The following is a 17,170-nucleotide window of genomic DNA, read 5'->3' on the forward strand; positions in this document are numbered from 1 at the left end:
TGGAGTAAGATATATTATAAGAAATAACTACGGAGGAATGACTCATGAATGATAAAGTTAAATTAATTGTTAACACATTACCACTTGTATTAGTACCATTAATTAGAGAACGCAAAAAAATAAAAGAACATCCAGATGTTAAACATGTAACTGAGACGACTGTTGATTTTTCACATAAAGTAAAAGATAAAACAATCGAAACGAAAGATAAAGTTGCAGAAAAAACACAACCTGTAAAATCATATGTCGTTCAAAAGAAACGTTTATATGAGTACAACAAACAAATGAAACAACCTTTTAAAGAAGAACAAAAAGAAGCAAAACAACAACAAAAAGAAATTGTTCATTTAGATAAAAAACTTCAAAAAAATATCGATGCTCGTAAAAAAGAAGAAGAAAAAGCACAAAAAGAAAATAAAAAAGCGCGTATTAAAGAACTCACACACTACCAAAAGCTTGAAGAACAACAAGCTAAAAAAGGTGAAAAACTTCAAAAAGAAAACGAAAAAGATGTATCTAAGTTAGATAAAAAGTTACAAAGTAATATCGAAGCACGTGAACAAGAAGAACAAAAATTAGAGCAACAAAACAAAGAAGAACGCATTAAAGAAATAAAGAAATATGAGGGACATCAAATGAACACAGCAACTACACAAAGCAGTCATGCAAAATCAATCAACGACGTAAGCTCTAAACAAGCAAAACCAAACATTCAAGAATTAGTCAATGAAAGAGTTAGAAATGAGAAAGAAGAAAAATCTAGTCATCTTCTATTTAATCAACATAGATCGTCTATGTCTCAACATATCAGTCAATTTCCATATGATGAACATACATCTGAACATAAAAAATCTAAAAAAAGATTTCGTCGCAATAAATGATTAACAGAATTATTATAGATGGAGATGCTTGTCCAGTTACGGATGATATCATTCGCTTAACTCAACATACAGGCATCTCTGTTCTTATTATTAGAAGTGTTAACCATTTTTCACTAACAGAATATCCCGATTATGTTTCAACAATATATGTTGATCATGGTGCTGATAGTGCAGACTTTAGAATTGTCAAATTGACGCAACCAGATGATATCGTTGTAACGCAAGATTACGGACTAGCGAGTCTTCTATTAAATAAAGCCCTTCACGTTATCCACCATAAAGGTTACGAGTATACATCTCAAAATATTGAACAACTGTTAACGCAAAGACATATTTCTGCTAAAGTACGTCAACAAGGTGGTAGAACGAAAGGTCCTAAAAAACTCACACAAGAAGACCATAAAGTTTTTTCAGAATTTCTATCAAAATTAATAAAAAAACATTCTGGACAATGATAATCGTCCAGAATGTTATTATTCTATCATTTGTTTTTTAGCTTTTTCTAAATTAACTTTATCTGTTTCTTTCATTTGTTCTAATTCTAAACGCATCTTATCTGTTTCTAATAAGTAGTTCTCATGCTTTAATTTTTCAAGTTCTAATTCATCTTTAACACGTTGGGATTTAATTTTTTCTATTCTAACCGTTTTACTTTGATGGTTTTTTATAAGACCCGCTACTGATGAAATAAGCACAATAAGCACGACCATTAAAAATATATTCACAGTTATACCCCCTTCTTAAATAATAGAAGTATCTTTTAAGTTATTATACTACATATGTGAGAGGAGTAATATATATGAAGAAAATTGCTGTTTTCTGTGGTGCAAGTAAGGGAAATGACCCAATTTATACAGAACAAGCTTATGCGTTAGGTAAATATTTAGCCGAAAATAAATATGAATTAGTATATGGTGCCGGATCAACTGGCATGATGGGAGCAGTAGCCAATGGTGTCATTGACCATGATGGTATTGCTATTGGCGTAATGCCAAGATTTTTAGGAGAACGTGAAATCGCTCATGAAAATTTATCAGAATATCATGTTGTCGAAACAATGCATGAAAGAAAACAAATGATGTCTGATATGGCTGATGCATTCATTATGTTACCTGGTGGTGCTGGTTCTTTAGAGGAATTCTTTGAAATTTATACATGGTCTCAAATAGGACTACATCATAAACCAATTGGTGCATTAAATACTAAACAATTTTTCAATCCATTAAGTTTAATGATTGATCATTTAATATCGACTGAATTTATCAGTTCAGATTATAAAAATTTAGCGATTATTAAAGAAAATATCGATGATTTATTTAGTGCTATGAAAATGGCACAACCCGTTAAACTTCGTGATTATCAAAAATAGTTAAAAATGTTTTTTCATCATAGACATTAATATCATTTAATGTAAAGAGGGCTGTCGTGACACCGACACCTTCTTTTTTATTTCCCGTAAATGTACCATCGTATATAACAGTACTACCACATGAAGGACTGTCACTTTTCAGAATAACTGTATCGGCATTTAAATCTTTAATAATAGAGAGTGCACGTTTAGCGCCTTCTTTAAATTGTATTGTGACATCACGACCTGTAACAGTCATGACCTTTGCTTGGTCATTCCACACATCATAACCATCTCCTCCGATGATTTCTGCTGGTTCTCTTGGAACTTGTAAGCCACCTAATATTTCAGGACAAATACTAATCGCTTTCTTCTCATCTATTAAATTCTTATAGAATAAATCCAACTTATGGTTGCCATCATACCTTACTTTTTCTCCAACTAAACATGCACTAATAACGATCATATCATCTACTCCTTACAATACTTTATGATATAAAACATGTGCTGCTAAATCATCATCATGTATGACTTTTGGATGTAAGAAATTCCTAATATGGTTCATTTCTAATTTTTCCATGACTCTTCTGGAAGGTTTATTAATTTCCGACGTAAAACTATACACTTCATCGATACCTTTTGATTTAGCATACGTTAATACCGCTTCCGCCGCTTCTGTTGCTAACCCATTACCCCATACATCCTTATCCATGCGCCAACCTATTTCATAAAAAGGTAATTCTGGGAAACTTAATTCGCTACCTTCTGGAATATAATTCAAACCTACCATACCGATAAAGCTTTTAGTTTCTTTTAATTCCACAGCAAATAAACCAATTTCATGTTGATCGATGACTGATTTCATTTGGTTAATCGTATTTTCAGTCGCACGATAGCTCAATATATCTGGAAAGTATCTTCTTACTTCAGGACTTGCATTCATACTTTGAAATAATGCAACATCCTCGTCTTTCCAATTTCTAAGTATTAAACGTTTTGTTTCAATGTAATGTTTCATTTCATTCACCCAACCTTTATCATATTCAAAAAAGGATGTACTAATATTTTAGCACATCCTTCAAAAAATTATGATCTTACTGAACTCCTAATGTGAAACCTCTTCCCAGTTGGGCCTTCTATACTAAACATACCGCCTCTTCCATCGACAACATCGACTTCTAAATTCGTATGTTTCCAATATTCATATTGCTTATTATTCATATAGAATGGGACACCTTCAATTTCACCTAATTTCACATCTACATCTCCAATAATTAATGTTCCTTCAACAAATAACATTGGAGAGCTACCATCACAACATCCACCTGATTGATGAAAAATAAGGTTTTCACCATGTGTTTTCTTTAATTCTCTAATGAGTGATTTGGCTTTTTCAGTAGCAGTGACTTGTTCAGTCATTTAGAACAGTCCTGCAGGCTTCTCGTCATAACTCACGAGTAAGTTTTTAGTTTGTTGATAATGTTCTAACATCATCTTATGGTTCTCACGGCCAATACCACTCATTTTGTAACCACCGAAAGCAGCGTGAGCTGGATAAGTATGGTAGTTATTCACCCATACACGACCTGCTTGGATACCTCTACCAAAGCGATATGCTTTATTTTGGTTTCTAGTCCAAATACCTGCACCTAAACCGTATAAAGTATCATTCGCCATTTCTAAAGCTTCTTCATCATCTTTAAATGTTGCTAATGATAATACTGGTCCAAAGATTTCTTCTTGGAATATTCTCATATTTTGTGTGCCTTTAAATATCGTTGGTTCAATATAGAAACCATTTTCTAATTCTCCAGCTTCTTCTCTTACATTACCACCAACTAATACTTCTGCACCTTCTTGTTTACCAATGTCTAAATAGCTCTTAATTTTTTCAGCTTGTTCTTGTGAAGTTTGTGCACCAAGCATTGTTTCTGGATCTAGAGGATTACCTGTCTTAATTTGTTTTACACGTTCGATACATTTTTCGATGAATTTATCATAAATATCTTCATGTACCAATGCTCTTGATGGACATGTACATACTTCACCTTGGTTAAGTGCGAACATAACCAACCCTTCAACAGCTTTATCTAAGAAGTCATCATCTTCATCCATAATATCTTTGAAGAAGATATTTGGTGATTTACCACCTAATTCAAGTGTTACTGGAATTAAGTTTTGACTCGCATTTTGCATGATGATACGACCAGTAGTTGTTTCACCTGTAAATGCAACTTTATTAATATTTTCATGTGTTGCTAAAGCTTGTCCTGCTTCTGCACCAAAACCATTTACAACATTAATCAAGCCTTCTGGTAATAAGTCTTGAATCAGTTCAATAAGATGTAAAATAGATACAGGCGTTTGTTCTGCTGGTTTAAGTACAACAGCATTACCTGTAACGATTGCTGGCGCTAATTTCCAAGTAGCCATTAATAATGGGAAGTTCCATGGAATAATTTGACCTACAACCCCAATAGGTTCCTTAAAGTGATACGCTACTGTATTGTCGTCAATTTGAGAGATTGCCCCTTCTTCTGCTCTGACCACACCAGCAAAGTATCTAAAATGATCCACAACTAATGGTAAATCAGCTGCTAGACATTCTCTAATAGGTTTACCATTATCAAATGTTTCAATAACTGCTAATTCTTCTAAATTTTCTTCAATACGATCTGCTATATCTAAGAGTAATTGCGAATGTTCAGCTGGCGATTTTTTCGCCCACTCAACTTGTGCTTTATGCGCTGCTTTAACTGCTTCATCTATGTCTTCTTTTGTAGAACGAGGAATTTTTGCATATACTTCACCAGTAACTGGTGATCCATTATCAAAGAATTCTCCATTTTTAGGATCCACCCATTTACCACCGATAAAGTTCTGATACTTGTCTTTAACTTTGTATTTTGCATTTGCTGCAGTTGGATATTCAAAAGCCATATTAAAACGCCTCCCTTAAATTAATTACACTTTAATTTTAATCTAGGAAAACGCTTACATCAAATAAAATGCATTTTACATTATTAATAAAAATTTAAATAAAAAGTTACAAATATCTATATATAAAAAGCGTCTGGAGCATAAACATATGCCCAGACGCTTTATTATCTTATTGAGAGAGTGTGCTAACTGTCAGAATTCCGAATTCTGGTAATTAGAATGCTGTAACTTCCATTATTTCGAATTCTGGTAGTTAGACTGCTGTAACTATCATTATTCCGGATTCTGGTAATTAGAATGCTGTAACTTCCATTATTTCGAATTCTGGTAATTAGAACGTGCTAACTTCCATTATTTCGAATTCTGGTAGTTAGACTGCTGTAACTTCCATTATTTCGAATTCTGGTAGTTAGACTGCTGTAACTATCATTATTCCGGGTTCTGGTAGTTAGGTGGGTGCTCTCTTACGGACATTTCTCAGAATTCTGTCCCTAACGACACCTCTTATGGACACTTCTCAGAATTCTGTCCCTAACAACGACTCTTACGGACATTTCTCAGGATTCTGTCCCTAACAGCACCCTTACGGACATTTCTCGGAATTATGTCCCTAACGACACCTCTTAGAGACATTTCTCGGAATTATGTCCCTAACGACACTTCTTACGGACATTTCTCGGAATTATGTCCCTAACGACACCTCTTAGAGACATTTCTCGGAATTATGTCCCTAACAACCACTCTTACGGACATTTCTCAGAATTCTGTCCCTAACAGCACCCGTTATTGTACGTTCAATGTTGTTTTAGCTATCACGTTGCCGCCTGATAAGACTTCAACTTCTACTTCGTTATCTGCTTCGTTTGCTATTTTGGATTTAAAATACCAATCGGTTACACCGTTTTTAATTTTTGGTGATACTGAACTTGAAACACCTGGTGCTTGTCCGTCGAACATACCTACTTCTTGTCCGTCTTTATTTTTGATCGACAACTGGAATTTATGATTTACTAATTTCGATTCATCGACATGGACTGTTATTTGAAATTTCTCTTGTTTCTGAACGGATGATGGCATTTCAAATGCACCTTGGTCACTGTTAGATGATTGATTATTATTTTGTTCTTTTGAACGAGACGTCGTTGATTGATCAGCTTTCTTATTTTTACTTTCTGAGTTTGCACCATAACTTCCAGATGCATAAGTTGATGAATCATACCATTTATATCCTTGTTTAGGTGTTCCCCAAGGTTCTTTTTCATTTTCTCTACTGTTCTCTGGTTGTTCAAAATTTAACAACTGTGTTTTTTCATCAAGTTGAACATTCATAGATAATAAATCTTGTTGGTCATCTTTTTTATTTAACCATTCTACAATTTGCATAATCATTTTTTGGTTATCTTCTTCTTTAAATCCATCATAAGTCTTTTTAGTTTCACCGTTGTCTTCACGTTTATACTTTGGTGACTTATCTTCTACCATTGAAGAATCACCTATAAATGCGCCTTTACCTTTAGATACTTTACTCACAGCAATATATGGACCTTCATTGCGGCCACCACCATTGTATATACCTTGGTCTACAGCATGATTCCATGCATCATCTGTTGATAATTTAGGAACAAAAGCGACACCTTTTGCTTTATTAGGATCTGTAATGGCGATTGTTGAACCGGCATGCATCGATACTGCTTTAACACCTTTAGTAATTCCAAAGCTATCTTTTTCATCCGCTAAATCATCTACTTTAATGTTACCTAATGCATTGTATCTAAATCTTAAGCCAAACACTTCGTTTAAGAAATCTCTACTTTGAACATTTTTCATCTTATCTGACGAGCTTTCCTCAGCGTTCATGCCTTTTGTAGGATTATCAAAAGCACCTCTTCTATAACCGTTCATCACTTCTGAAGAATCATATCGATTAAAGTTTCTATCGGCATTATAATGATCACTAATCATTAATATACTTCCACCAGACTTCACATACTGCTCTATAGCGTCTTGTTCACTCGCTTTAAGTGGATTATTAGCCTCTGGAATAACAACGACTTCATATTTTTTCATCTTGTCATAATCTAATAATTGGTTATACCCTAAATCTGTTACTTCATAGTTTTCTTTAGTTAATGCATCAGCAAAATCAGAAAAGCCACCATTGATGACCCAATCTGCACTGCCCGCTGTTTGACCATGTGCACTATCAAACAAGACTTTCCCTTTAATGTCATCACTTTTAGGTGATAATATAATTTTTCCATCTTTGCCTTCTTTCTCAGTTGCGTCATTTGAACAACCCGCAATAACAAAGACAATCAGTGTTATTAAACTCAATATCGACAGTTTAGACTTCATTATATTTCTCCTTATGTATAAAATATGGAGCGAGTGAGAAATCTTTTAAACTTAAAAGATTTCATCATCCCGCTCCGTTATGTGTACTATGCTTTTCTAATATATGTTAGCAGTTTAATTGTTACAGGATCAGTATCATAATTTTTAAAGCCTCTAGGAACTTCAATCGTTGCATCAATCAAATCGTTAACATCATTAAAACGATATGTGACTTGATTAATATTAGATTTGCGATTAAAATTTACTGCTTCTGATGGCCAACTTCTAACCTCACCTGTTGTTGATTGTAATGTTCGACCTGTGATTGTTTCGATTTCATGACCTAATTCTAATAATGTCATTTTTCCGCCTTCAATCAGAACAAATTCTTTTTCGTGCACGATGACATCCCTCTTTTCAAATAATCCTTTGTTGTTTATTCCCTAATACAATTCAGTCTAAACGCGACTTATAAATCTAATTTAAATGATTTTACTTTATCAGTTGCATCATCAAATGTAGCTGATTTACTTACACCACCGTGTATATTAAAAGTAGCACGGTTTTTTTTAAGCGCATCATAAGCTTCATGGGAAATTGGAATAGATTTTAAACTTTTTGTCTTTTCACCAGGCTGATATTCATCTGTATTTTCTTTAGACTTTTTCATGTACTTTTCATTGTGAGAGTCTGGTATAAATGATGCATAATCAGATCGTTGTTTATGACTGCCATCTTGAATAGATGCCGTATTATCATAGTATAACTTATGATTAGAAGTATTTTCAGTTAATACTTCATACATCACGACATAACCATTTTTCGCACCGTTAAACAGTAAGACCTGTCCTTCAGGCATGTTATGCACTTGGAAAATTTGCAAATGATCAATATTGACTTTCATGCCACTATCTTCAAATTGAAAATGTTTATCTTTAAGATTATGAATGAGTTCAACATCTCCATTTGTTGACGTTCGAATTGTATTAGGAAATGGCTTTTTTACTGAGTCCTCTTTACTTTCAGCACTTGAAGTTTCTTTTTTGTCTGAAGAATCTTCTTTGCTATCTTTAGATTCTTCTGTATCTGATTGATTACTTTTCACTTCATCTTCAAGTTTTTTTAATTGTTCTTCTTTATCTTTAATACTTTCTTTTAACTTTTCATTTTCTTTTTCTAAAGACTTTTTATCTTTTTGATAATCTTTAGTCGATTTCTCTAAAGATTTAATTTCTTGTTCTAGATTTTTCTGTTCATCATCATTGCCACACGCTGCTAGAATAATTGATGAGCTCACCATAAGTAAAAGTGCCTTCTTCATAGGTGTCGCCTCCTATATATAGTCTTAAACATTTTACCACACAACATGTAAGCTATCTATTGAAAACAAACTATATGCTGTTACCGAGAACAATCATTTCATCATAATTAACAGATTCTCTTAGTTTGATTGCCATAGAACGACTGACTTTACCTTCTTCTGTTAACTGATTAATCATTTCTCTTTGAATTCTTAATGCGTAAATTTCCATTTCTGTATATACAGCAGTGTGATTACCTTTAAAGTAATCAGGCGTTAATCTTTCAACTTTGTTTAAGTAAGAATCACATACAATACTAATTTCAAATTCATTGTTGTCATTCATTTCTTCGGTTAATCTTTTAACAACATTGAAATGCACTTCTTTACTGATAAATCTCATTTCTTTAATGTTACTTTCAATTGAAAGTGAACTTGTAGCATTGATGAATGTTTTAATTTTTCTACGTCTAACAAATAATTTCAACATTAATTTCACTTTTGTATATAATGAAGCATTTTTAAATGTTGATGAACGTTCAGTAATTTGTCTGTAGTTATCAAATGTACTTTGAGATATTTTATTTTCTTTAATAAGTTTATCCAACGTATTGAATTCTGTATCAATCGCAATGCGTTGCATACGTTCTAACTCTTTAATATCTTCGTCTTTTTCTTCATTTTCTCTTAAGAATGATAATTGCATATGATAACTACGTGTGATTTTACCGTAAATATAGCTTGTTTCTTTACTGTAAAATTCTTGTAGATTTTCTAATGCACTTTCAATTAATAAAATTTTCGCTTCGTTAAATGTTAATAAACTTTGATCTTTCGGTTTAGCTTTTGGTGTAACGAGCGGCAATATTAATTGCGCGAGCACAAGACTGATTAAAATAACACCAGTTGCGATAAACAATAGATGATCGCGATAAATAAAATCAGTGTGTTCTGACAATTTAAATGGCAACATCAATGCGATTGCTAATGAAATGGTACCGTGAACACCACAAATCGTCATAATAAATGCATATTTAAAACGATTTGGTTTATCTATTTCTGACTCTGGCGCAATATCTTTACCCGTATTTAACATTTTAGAAAATCGACTTTCTGGTAAATAGAAATATGGATATGAAATAAGCACCCAAATGTATCTAAATAGATACACTAATGCAGCTACAAATAGTGTAATACCAATAACATGCATAATTTCATGTTGTGGTTCTTCTAATATATTAATCATGACCTCAGGTATTAAGAAACCTAATAAAATGAATACAAAACCGTTTAATAAATAACTCAATAAATCCCATGTATGATTATATGTTACTTGCTCTTTCGTCGTTGCTTGAGCAATTCTGTCTTTTTCAACACCGTGAATTAAACCTGCAACAACTGCAGCAATAATACCTGATGAATGGAATGTTTCAGCAATAATATAAACTAGAAACGGCGTAATAACCTGGATGAACGTCAACATATTACCGTTATTAATCCCATTTCGAGTTAAATAAACACGTAACTGTACAACACCATAACCAATGATAAGACCAACAATTGCGCCTCCGATTGCAGTTATGAAGAACTGGCCAACTGCACCAGTTAATGAGAATGAACCACCTACTAATGCGGCTAATGCAATCTTAAATGATAAGATACCTGCAGCATCATTTAGTAAAGATTCACCTTCTAATATAGTCATAGAACCTTTAGGCAATAATTTACCTTTCGCAATAGCTTGAACGGCTACCGCATCTGTAGGTGACACGATTGCACCAATTGCAAAACATGCAGCTAATGGTAATTCTGGCCAGATAATATGTAATAAGAAGCCTAGACCAATAACTGTTGAGAATACAAGCACTAATGCCATAGACATAACGGGTTTCAAATATCTCGCTAAATGGAAACGTGATACCGAAATACCTTCTAAAAATAGCAATGGTGCGATAATTCCTACCATAAATACTTCTGACTCAAAGTTTAATTCAACTGGAATTGGAGATAAGAATATAACAAAACCAATTATGATTTGAACAAAACTTAAAGGTATCTTAGAAATATAATGATGTATGATTGAACTTAGGATGATACCCATGATGAACCATAAGAAACCTTCAAATATGGCCATAAAATTCCTCTCTTCTGTTTAAAATAACTTTTTACGCATAATAACTTTTTCAACTTCGTAGTCCATTGATTCATTTATTTGAATCATTGTTTTATTGTGAGCATGGACTGTTGAAACGATGGTATACGCACCCATTTCTTTCGCCCACTTTTCTATTTCTCGTTTCAAAGCGGTTGCTATACCTTTATTTCTATGACTTTTCTCAACGAGAAGGTTGTATATCTTAACCTCTCGATCATGAACATTATATTTCGCCCATATAAAACCGATGCATTCATCTTGAATTAAAGCACCTTTCAAAACACTCTTCTCATATTCAAGAGATCGCTTTATCGCTTCATATTCCAATGATGTAGCAAGTCTCAAGCTTTGATTTTCATCTTTAAATGATGAAGCAGCCATTTCACTAATGCTATATATCGTTGCGTCATCTTCTATATTTTTTATGACAAACATTTTTACCCTACCTAATTATTCTCGATTAATAATTTAATTGCTAAAATAAATATAATAATAAACATTATGATTTTTAGTTTCTTTTCAGGTAAAGAAACTGTTAAACGACCACCTATAAAACCACCTAATCCTGAACCAAGTGCTAAACTTATGGCAAATGGCCAATTAACATAACCTTGAAAAATAAAAACAAAAGTAGATAATGATAAGTAAATCGTTATAACTAACGTCTTCATACACTGAACTTCAGCATAAGTCAGTCTTGGCATAATTAAATTTAAAGCTATAATAAATAAAAATCCTACAGCAGCTTGAACAATGCCACCATAAATACCAAGTGCTAGAAAAACAATAATGAGAAGTACAATTCTAAAGACAGATAATTTTTCAGATTGTTTTTGTGAATCTTTCCATCTGGTAGGAATAATCATTACGATTAAAACGAGAAGCATAATAATACCTAACATGCGGTTAAAGACAGCATCCGGGAGATTTATAGCGAAATGAACGCCAATAAAAGAGCCAATTATAGCAGGCACACTTAACATTAAACTCAACTTAACATTTTTCATGCCTTTTATATAAAACACATATAACGCTAATAAATTTTGAACTAAAATCGCAACCCTGTTCGATGCGTTCGCAACAGTAGTTGGTAGTCCAAAAAATATAAGTAATGGCAAAACAATTAATGAGCCACCAGCAGATACGATATTAATCGTTCCTGCAAAAACCCCTACTAAAAAGATAATAAATAATGTCATGATCTCCAAGACTACACCACCTGTTACATTTAATAATATCGAAAAATGAATCATCTGTAAAAAGTATAAACCTCAAATTTGTAATGTTTTTATTAGAAAATACTTGTTAAAATAAAATTATTGATAACAGAAAGGAAAACGCTGATGAAAAAATCAACACGCGACCTTATAATTGAAAATAACGTAAAACGATTAAGACTCAATAGTCACGATAGAGAAGTTTACGAAAATTATATAACATACGTACGTGCAAATTTGAGCATCAATGAATATGACTCAGAGAAAATGTTGCTCAATATACTTAATCATTTATTAAGCGCCGAAAAAGACGGCATGCATGCCATGGAATTTTTTGACCACGATCCAAAAAAACATGCCGACACGATGATTAGAAATATGCCAAATAGAACATTCCAGAATATATTTAAATTTATCGGATTACACATCCTTATTTTGTTAGGTGTATTTTCATTCATAAGAGGGTTCACAGGATTCTTCACACAAGTTGAATTCACATATCTTTATACATTCCTCATCACCTTTGTAACAGGATTTACGATGATTTTTATATTTATATGGATGATATTTAAAGTCGTTCAAATACGAATATATAGCGAATCCAATTGGACAACCATGATTACTAATATATTGATATTCGGGACATTAGTTGTAACGATACTAGCCTTTTATTTACCAGGCGTCTATTTACAATTAGGACCTAAAATATATACATCAAATTGGGCATATATCATACTTTCATTCATACTAACACCACTCGGATTATATATAGATCACCATAGAAAAATAGACCAACCCGATTCAAGGTAGATAGGACAAGCGGAGCAGGACAATAGAGCAGAACAAGCGGAACCATCATTGATTATGGTTCCGCTTGTTTCATTTTATGTGGTATTAGGAAATTGGGAGCGGGACAGAAATCTAATTTGTATAAAAAGATTTCGTAGTCCCGCCCCGGCAAGGATGACTAGAGTTGAAAAAAGCTTGGTACAAGCGCATTTTCAATTCAGTCATCTACTGCCAAGATACTATAAGAGGCTAAGACATTACATTATGTCCCAGCCTCAATCTCATTTTCGGGTCGATATTTTATTTTATCGGCCCGTAAATCCTGTTTTCGGGTCGCTATTTTTATTTATCGGCCTGCAAATCTCGTTTTCGGGTCGATATTTATTTTTATCGGCCTGGAAATCTCGTTTTCGGGTCGATAATTTTATTTATCGACCTGCAAATCCTGTTTTCGGGTCGATAATTTATTTTATCGGCCTGGTAATCTCATTTTCGGGTCGATATTTATTTTTATCGGCCTGCAAATCCCATTTTCGGGCCGATATTTTTATTTATCGGCCTGCAAATCTCATTTTCGGGTCGATATTTATTTTTATCGGCCTGGTAATCCTGTTTTCGGGTCGATAATTTTATTTATCGGCCTGCAAATCCCATTTTCGGGTCGATATTTATTTTTATCGGTCCATATTTCTCGTTTATGGACCGGTAATTTATTTTATCGGTCCAGAAAGTCACCTCATATAACAAAAGTTCCTATATATAGAATTAAAAATATCAGTAGCGTTTCAATATTTATAAAAATTACATTTGGTCTAATACCTTTCTTGTGTCTTGTTACATAATTTATAAGGATGCCAATATAATAGACAATCGTTATGCCCCATATTAGAACTAATAATCCTATTCCATAGTCGTTGTTTTGAATTAAATGTATGCCTAATAGTAATAACCATACTGATTTCATTACATTACCAGCTACCTCAAATGGATCAGATACAATTTTGAACATTTTATCTATGGTTTCTGTTCTAAACAAATTCGTATAAGATGTTAAATCACAAATCACTTGTAGGAACATCGATACACTCATCAGTATTGTAGATATCAATCCTAATATCAATACAATGCCATTTAAGTCCCCTTCAAGTTTTGCATAATAAATTAAAGGAATTTGGCTAAAACAAATAAAGATTACTGTAAACATCGTATGAATAATATAGAATTTTTCATTTTTAATTAAGTTATTAGCCAATAATAACAAACATATATAAACACCCAGCCCTACTACCACCATGCTACTCACCTGTCTTTAATAGTTTTCATTTACGATGGCATATAGGTAATGGTCTTTCCATTCGCCATTGATTCTTACGTTAGATCTGTTTAGTCCTTCGCGTGTCATGCCTGCTTTTTCTAATACTCTAACTGAACCGATATTTGTTGGTTGAACGCCTGCTTCAACTCTATGAAATCCTAATTCATTAAATGCGATACGAATGACTTCTTTTGCTGCCAATGTTGTAATACCTTTTCCGTTATATGCTTCGTCTAATGCATAACCCATCATACAGCTCTGAATATTGTGTCTAACGACTGCAAATAAATCTATCGTTCCGATTACTTTATTATCTTCTTTATGTACAATGACATAGTGATAACCCTTATCTTCAGTCATATCTTGTAAATGTTTATCGATAATTTTTCTGTAATTATAAAGTTGGTAGTCTGAATCTTTTCTATCTGCTGCTGAATATGATTCAAATAGTGCTCTATTACGTACATCTATATCTAATAATTCACTTGCGTCTGTCATTTCTACTGGTCGGATTTCAATCATGTTGCACCCCCGATATTTATTTATCTATTAGTATACACTTATACGATGTAAAGTTATAAAAAAACAAGGTCATAGTTAAAATTTCCTAGGAAATGATAATCTATGACCTTGCGCTTTATGTTTGATATAAATATTTTCCAACTCTGTTTTCCATCTTGCCAAAAATCCATTCGAAAAAGATAGCCATAATCCAATATATTGCACTAGCTATAATATATACTTCAACAAAACGATAACCATCGTTAGCAATAATTTGGCTGATTGCAAGTATTTCTGTTACTTGCACGACAAACGCGATAGCTGTTCCTTTAATTAATGCAATAAATTGATTACCTAAGTTCGGAATTGCATAACCTAAAGCTTGAGGTATCACAATTCTCATAAGTATATGTCGCTTTCTAAGTCCAACAGTAAGTGCCGCTTCTATTTGTTTATCATCAACACTTCGTAAACCACCACGCATCACTTCTGTTAAATAAGCAGCTGAATGTAATGTAAATACAAATAATACGATTGCTAAAGGATTTATACCATCAGGATTAATGTTCAACTGCCACATTTTGTTTAACCACTCTATGACTACAGGCGTCCCATAATAAAAAGCAAACAACTGAACGATGAGTGGAGTCGATCTGAAGAATGAAACAAATATGACAATGAGTTGATTAATAACTGGATACTTAGCTTGTCTTATTAATGCAAAAGCAGTACCTATCACTAAACCAATTACCATACTGACAACTGCTATTAATAACGTTGTTGGTACACCTTTTAAAATATCTCCAACATGTTCATACATAAAAGGAAAATCTATCGTCAAATTGCTCACCTCATTTGTTCAGTTTGATATGGAATATTGTATTTCTTTTCTAAAAGCATCACGATAAATTCGACTATGATACAGATAACCCAGTAAATTATGCAAATCGCGACATATACGGGAAACATACCTAGTCCGTAGTTATTACCGATAATTAAATTTACTTGTCCCATCATGTCGATTAAACCGATTGTAAACGCTAATGATGTGTCTTTAATCAGCTCTATAACTTGATTGCCGATGTTTGGTAAACTATTTCTAAATCCTTGTGGAATAATAATTCTTAATAAAATCGTACGATCATTAAGTCCGACTGTTTTCCCTGCTTCAATTTGACCTTTATCAACAGAGTTATATCCAGCTCTCATCACTTCTGATAAATATGAACCAGTATGTAGCGTGAATGTCAAAATCACAAAGAAAAGTCTACTAAAATGATTAATATCAATGTAAATCCACTGCAATATGATTGGTAACGCAAAATATACTAAAAATAGTTGTAATATAAGTGGCGTACTTCTAACAAAGGATACATATAATTTTACGATTTGGGATAGTGCAGGTACTTTTTTGATTCTAATAACTGCTAATACTAGCCCTAATATCATCGCAAATAAAAGAGAAAGAACGGTTATTAACAATGTTATTGGTAGTTTATCCAGTATTTGCACAAACAAATCTGGCCAAGTAGTTGTTCCCATATGTCTCCTCCTTATAAGCGGTCTTTAATATCATTTAATGACTCTTTATCATCAAATATATTAAATCCAAACCATTTTTTAGATAATTCCTCTAGCGTACCGTCTTCTTTTAATTCTTTAGTCGCTTTGTCTATATCTTTTTGTAATTGCGTATTTTTCTTGTTATATAAAATATGAACAGATTCTTTTGAAACAACGCCACCAACTTTTACATCAGCATTGAGCTCTTTTTGAATCGCTTGGTAAGTTGTTAAGTTTAAGAACATGGCATCTCTTCTTTTAGATTCAATCATTTTGAAATTCTCACCATTTGAAACTTTATGAATTTCATCAATGTCGATTTGATTTTTATGTGTCTTGTTGTAACCAGTTAAGATTGAATATAAGCCGCCACTCGGTGACATAGGCGTCAGCCTTTTATGTTGTAAGTCATCTAAAGTTTCAATATCATTTGTATCATTATGTACAATAAGCGTTGTTAAAGAATAAACATAAGGTTCTTTCTGATATAAGAATTTCTGCTCTCTTTCAGGCGTTTTGAAGAACCAATTAATACCCATATCAAATTTACCAACACCAATACCGACAACGTTAGATTCTTCTTCTCCGAATTCATATTGAAAATCATACTGCGGTAATTTCTTTTCAAGTTCTTTCATGTAATCCATATCGTATCCGACTGGTTTATTATCACTATCTGTATATAAATAAGGTGGATTAACTTCTGCAGATAAAGCTACTTTAACTACTTTTTTACCGTTATTTTCTTTCGTGATTGTGCCGCAACCAGATAAAGAAATGATGAGCATCATCAAAATCAATAATTTAATATACTTCATTCTTTACCT

20 protein-coding genes are annotated in these 17,170 nt (G+C 32.8%); 4 read left to right on the forward strand and 16 right to left on the reverse strand.

Annotated elements, in window-relative coordinates; translation table 11 throughout:
* Positions 1 to 44 precede the first annotated feature (44 nt).
* Both LQ622_RS06725 and LQ622_RS06730 read left to right on the forward strand, forming a co-directional pair.
* Positions 45 to 881, forward strand: a complete 837-nt coding sequence (locus LQ622_RS06725) for a hypothetical protein (RefSeq protein ID WP_239762194.1) — start codon at positions 45 to 47, stop codon at positions 879 to 881.
* On the forward strand, positions 881 to 1,336 hold the full coding sequence (locus tag LQ622_RS06730) for a YaiI/YqxD family protein (protein WP_239762241.1): 456 nt from the start codon (positions 881 to 883) through the stop codon (positions 1,334 to 1,336). The genes LQ622_RS06725 and LQ622_RS06730 overlap by 1 nt, the downstream gene beginning before the upstream one ends.
* Before the next feature lie 18 nt (positions 1,337 to 1,354).
* Here LQ622_RS06730 and LQ622_RS06735 read toward each other — a convergent pair whose 3' ends face one another.
* Entirely contained in the window at positions 1,355 to 1,606 is a 252-nt protein-coding gene (locus tag LQ622_RS06735; protein ID WP_078099953.1) for a hypothetical protein, read from the reverse strand.
* Between the two features lie 74 nt (positions 1,607 to 1,680).
* Between LQ622_RS06735 and LQ622_RS06740 the strand changes: the two genes are divergently transcribed.
* A complete protein-coding gene (locus LQ622_RS06740; protein ID WP_107576896.1) occupies positions 1,681 to 2,250 on the forward strand; it encodes an LOG family protein in 570 nt (189 codons plus the stop codon).
* Here the strand turns inward: LQ622_RS06740 and LQ622_RS06745 are convergent.
* From LQ622_RS06745 to LQ622_RS06790, 10 genes are all read right to left on the reverse strand, one after another.
* Positions 2,225 to 2,695, reverse strand: coding sequence for a 2-thiouracil desulfurase family protein (locus LQ622_RS06745; RefSeq protein ID WP_126476690.1), 471 nt, complete (start codon positions 2,693 to 2,695; stop codon positions 2,225 to 2,227). The genes LQ622_RS06740 and LQ622_RS06745 overlap by 26 nt on opposite strands.
* 12 nt (positions 2,696 to 2,707) lie before the next feature.
* Positions 2,708 to 3,247 carry a GNAT family N-acetyltransferase gene (locus LQ622_RS06750; protein WP_037589273.1) on the reverse strand — a complete coding sequence of 180 codons (540 nt, stop codon included), beginning with the start codon at positions 3,245 to 3,247 and terminating at the stop codon, positions 2,708 to 2,710.
* A 68-nt stretch (positions 3,248 to 3,315) separates the two neighbouring features.
* A complete protein-coding gene (locus LQ622_RS06755; RefSeq protein ID WP_025904728.1) occupies positions 3,316 to 3,648 on the reverse strand; it encodes a DUF779 domain-containing protein in 333 nt (110 codons plus the stop codon).
* A complete protein-coding gene (gene exaC / locus LQ622_RS06760; RefSeq protein WP_103362177.1) occupies positions 3,649 to 5,169 on the reverse strand; it encodes an acetaldehyde dehydrogenase ExaC in 1,521 nt (506 codons plus the stop codon).
* Between the two features lie 783 nt (positions 5,170 to 5,952).
* Positions 5,953 to 7,524, reverse strand: a complete 1,572-nt coding sequence (locus LQ622_RS06765; RefSeq protein ID WP_239762192.1) for a GldG family protein — start codon at positions 7,522 to 7,524, stop codon at positions 5,953 to 5,955.
* A gap of 86 nt (positions 7,525 to 7,610) precedes the next feature.
* Positions 7,611 to 7,904: a hypothetical protein gene (locus LQ622_RS06770; RefSeq protein WP_037589276.1), complete on the reverse strand. Its 294-nt coding sequence runs from the start codon at positions 7,902 to 7,904 to the stop codon at positions 7,611 to 7,613.
* A gap of 68 nt (positions 7,905 to 7,972) precedes the next feature.
* Positions 7,973 to 8,824 carry an SA0632 family lipoprotein gene (locus LQ622_RS06775; protein ID WP_239774835.1) on the reverse strand — a complete coding sequence of 284 codons (852 nt, stop codon included), beginning with the start codon at positions 8,822 to 8,824 and terminating at the stop codon, positions 7,973 to 7,975.
* Positions 8,825 to 8,894: 70 nt separating this feature from the next.
* A complete protein-coding gene (locus LQ622_RS06780) occupies positions 8,895 to 10,937 on the reverse strand; it encodes a cation:proton antiporter (RefSeq protein ID WP_037589278.1) in 2,043 nt (680 codons plus the stop codon).
* 18 nt (positions 10,938 to 10,955) lie between these two features.
* Positions 10,956 to 11,393 (reverse strand): GNAT family N-acetyltransferase, encoded by a 438-nt coding sequence (locus LQ622_RS06785; RefSeq protein WP_037589279.1) that lies wholly within the window; start codon positions 11,391 to 11,393, stop codon positions 10,956 to 10,958.
* An 11-nt stretch (positions 11,394 to 11,404) separates the two neighbouring features.
* Positions 11,405 to 12,157: a sulfite exporter TauE/SafE family protein gene (locus tag LQ622_RS06790; RefSeq protein ID WP_224658829.1), complete on the reverse strand. Its 753-nt coding sequence runs from the start codon at positions 12,155 to 12,157 to the stop codon at positions 11,405 to 11,407.
* A gap of 144 nt (positions 12,158 to 12,301) precedes the next feature.
* On the opposite strand from LQ622_RS06790, the gene LQ622_RS06795 reads away from it, so the two are divergent.
* Positions 12,302 to 12,985: a DUF1129 family protein gene (locus LQ622_RS06795; RefSeq protein WP_037589281.1), complete on the forward strand. Its 684-nt coding sequence runs from the start codon at positions 12,302 to 12,304 to the stop codon at positions 12,983 to 12,985.
* Positions 12,986 to 13,700: 715 nt separating this feature from the next.
* Here LQ622_RS06795 and LQ622_RS06800 read toward each other — a convergent pair.
* From LQ622_RS06800 to LQ622_RS06820, 5 genes are all read right to left on the reverse strand, one after another.
* Positions 13,701 to 14,258 carry a hypothetical protein gene (locus LQ622_RS06800; RefSeq protein ID WP_239774837.1) on the reverse strand — a complete coding sequence of 186 codons (558 nt, stop codon included), beginning with the start codon at positions 14,256 to 14,258 and terminating at the stop codon, positions 13,701 to 13,703.
* A 15-nt stretch (positions 14,259 to 14,273) separates the two neighbouring features.
* Positions 14,274 to 14,801: a GNAT family N-acetyltransferase gene (locus tag LQ622_RS06805; protein WP_239762188.1), complete on the reverse strand. Its 528-nt coding sequence runs from the start codon at positions 14,799 to 14,801 to the stop codon at positions 14,274 to 14,276.
* Between the two features lie 115 nt (positions 14,802 to 14,916).
* Complete coding sequence (locus LQ622_RS06810) at positions 14,917 to 15,621, reverse strand: amino acid ABC transporter permease (protein ID WP_235906933.1); 705 nt, start codon at positions 15,619 to 15,621, stop codon at positions 14,917 to 14,919.
* Between the two features lie 5 nt (positions 15,622 to 15,626).
* Positions 15,627 to 16,322 (reverse strand): amino acid ABC transporter permease, encoded by a 696-nt coding sequence (locus LQ622_RS06815; RefSeq protein ID WP_037589283.1) that lies wholly within the window; start codon positions 16,320 to 16,322, stop codon positions 15,627 to 15,629.
* 11 nt (positions 16,323 to 16,333) lie between these two features.
* Entirely contained in the window at positions 16,334 to 17,161 is an 828-nt protein-coding gene (locus tag LQ622_RS06820) for a transporter substrate-binding domain-containing protein (protein WP_103362169.1), read from the reverse strand.
* Between the last annotated feature and the right edge of the window lie 9 nt (positions 17,162 to 17,170).

The organism is Mammaliicoccus sp. N-M50, from assembly GCF_022386995.1.
GTDB lineage: Bacteria > Bacillota > Bacilli > Staphylococcales > Staphylococcaceae > Mammaliicoccus > Mammaliicoccus sciuri_A.